The sequence below is a fragment of the Moorena sp. SIO4G3 genome (genome assembly GCF_010692305.1).
Taxonomy (GTDB): domain Bacteria; phylum Cyanobacteriota; class Cyanobacteriia; order Cyanobacteriales; family Coleofasciculaceae; genus Moorena; species Moorena producens_A.
Map to the genome: position 1 here is coordinate 1 of NZ_JAAHIG010000655.1, position 2,394 is coordinate 2,394.

Below are 2,394 nucleotides of genomic sequence, written 5' to 3' on the forward strand. Positions count from 1 at the left end.
TTATTAAACTTAGTTAGTGGGTCACCCCACTGACTAGTCTCCAGAACCGTACGTGACACTTTCGTATCATACGGCTCCTCATTATAGGATTGAACCTTGACAGTGGTGCCTCTAGAACGGATTTTCATCTAACCTTTTGGTATTGATTTTTGTTCCGTGTTTGTTATCGTGGCAATGAAGGTGTAATAATTCCAGATTTTCGTCCTCGTTACTTCCACCTAGTGCGCGAGGTATTATATGGTGCTTTTCCAATAAATCTCCATCTTTGAATGTCAGACCACAATCAGCGCATTTCCCTTCTTGCCTTTTCAAAAGTCTGCCCTTTTGACTGGTCATCTCAGGATGGTTTTTCATGCGGTCATTCCAATATATTAGGTCTCCATCGTAAGGGCTTCTGTTTTCTTTGACCTTTATGTGCCTGATAATTTCTATTTTGGCATGTTTGGGTAGGTAATTATCTTCCCCGGTCATGAATGTCCAGTTATCCTTTCCAATGGTTCCCCAATATTTCTTGGCCACCCAGGATTTTGATTTTTTGGGGTGTCTCCTGTATCCCCATCTCTGGAGTTTGTTCCATAGTAGATGTCCCAATGTTTGGAAGGTTTCTTTACTACACACACTTCTGTTGTAGTTGCACCATCCCAGTATAATGGGTTTTAAGCGACGTATTAACGTTTCTTGTGGGGCAGCTTTATGTTGGTCGATAACTTCAGAAAGCTGCCCATAATGTTTGAGAACTTTCTCCTTAGATGGTTTGATGATGGTTTTAAAACCTTGTTTTGATTGGTTTTTACCTACTTTGTATTGACGAATATTGAATCCAAGGAAATCAAATCCATCAAGCGTATGGGTGATTAAAGTTTTACTTGGTTTTAATTCCAAACCCATGTCTTTTAACCATTTATCAATGAGTTCTTGGCATTCTTCTACCACGGTTTGGTTTTCGTGCATGATGACAAAGTCATCGGCATATCTAATCAAACTCATTGCATTTCTTCTTTGTTTTTTACTTCTCCTTTTGATTTTTAGTGTTTCTGCGTATTGTTTGATGTGTTCTTCCATTCCGTGGAGGGCTATATTTGCCAAGAGGGGGGATATTATTCCTCCTTGTGGGGTACCCTCATTTGTAGTTGAGAATGTTCCGTTATCCATTACTCCGGCTTTGAGCCAGGACTTTATTAGGCGTCTTAGTGATGGATAGGTATTTATTTTGTTTAAAAGTGCCTCATGATTTATGTTGTCGAAGCATTTAGCAATATCCGCATCTAATACCCATTTTTTCTTTTGGGAGATGCTAATGAATATTGCTTCAATTGCGTCGTGACATGAGCGTCCTGGTCTGAATCCATATGAATTTGGTTCAAATTTTGCTTCCCATTCAGGTTCGAGAGCCTGTTTGACAAGTGCTTGTAGAGCGCGGTCGTGCATGGTAGGGATACCCAGTGGGCGTTTTTCCGACCTTCCGGGTTTAGGTATCCAGACCCTTCTGGTGGGTTGAGCCTTTTTGTGAGTTTTCAGGTTGGCTACTAAGGCGAGACGTTCCTTATTGGTTAAAGCTTTAATCCCGTCTATTCCGGCAGTCTTCTTACCTTTATTTTCTTGGGTGACCCTTCTGACCGCAATCATTTTAGCTGACCAGGATTTCATCAGGGTTTTTTGCAGCTTTCTTACCACGCGGACATCACCACGTTGTGAGGCTCGGTATATTCGTTTTTGTAACTTAAAGATTGTCATCTCTAGCTTTCGCCAGTTGACTTTCTTCCATTCCGACTGTGGGGCGAACCCCCGAGTTTTAGACTTATTCATTACTACTTACAACTACACCGTTTCCTATAACGTGAGTCTGTCGGCATATCCTAGACATTACTCTAGGCGTTGGCTTTCTGACTCAATCTTTTCCCCATATGACTTGCGGCTAACTACCTACTCAACAATCGACCTTGTTGAGAGTACATATAGGGGTTACTTCGTTCCTGATAACCATTCTTTGGACTTTTAGGGTGGTACTATTCACCGGGAATATCTGGGAAATCATTATGTAAAGCCAAAATCACATAATCCTTATTCCATTAACTTTTTGTTTGTAGCGTGCCAAACCTTATTTCGCTACACTTACTTAACGATGATTCAAACATACCTTCCTTTCGTACCCATGAGTCCCTTGCCTGTTACTAACATCTGTTCAGGTTAAGGATGCTTCACTGTTCGACCCTTGCATTAATCCATGAGTTTGTTATGTTCATGAATCAGGGTAAGGCTGTCACTCGGATTTCACGAGGGATGGATTTTCACCATCATGGTTATCAAGTTATCATGGTTCAGTAGACCAAGCAGCTAATCCCCCAAATCTTTTATGGGATAAGGTTTATAGCTAACGAATCGCACCTGGCTGTA

General features: G+C 41.2%; 1 protein-coding gene. It reads right to left on the reverse strand.

The window, feature by feature from the left end; genetic code table 11:
• Positions 1-111: 111 nt before the first annotated feature.
• On the reverse strand, positions 112-1,806 hold the full coding sequence (gene ltrA / locus F6J99_RS44230) for a group II intron reverse transcriptase/maturase (RefSeq protein ID WP_293123587.1): 1,695 nt from the start codon (positions 1,804-1,806) through the stop codon (positions 112-114).
• Positions 1,807-2,394 lie beyond the last annotated feature (588 nt).

Coding starts and splice junctions, on each gene's coding strand:
- ltrA (WP_293123587.1), bottom strand. CDS start 1,806: ATGAATAAGTCTAAAACTCGGGGGTTCGCCCCACAGTCGGAATGGAAG.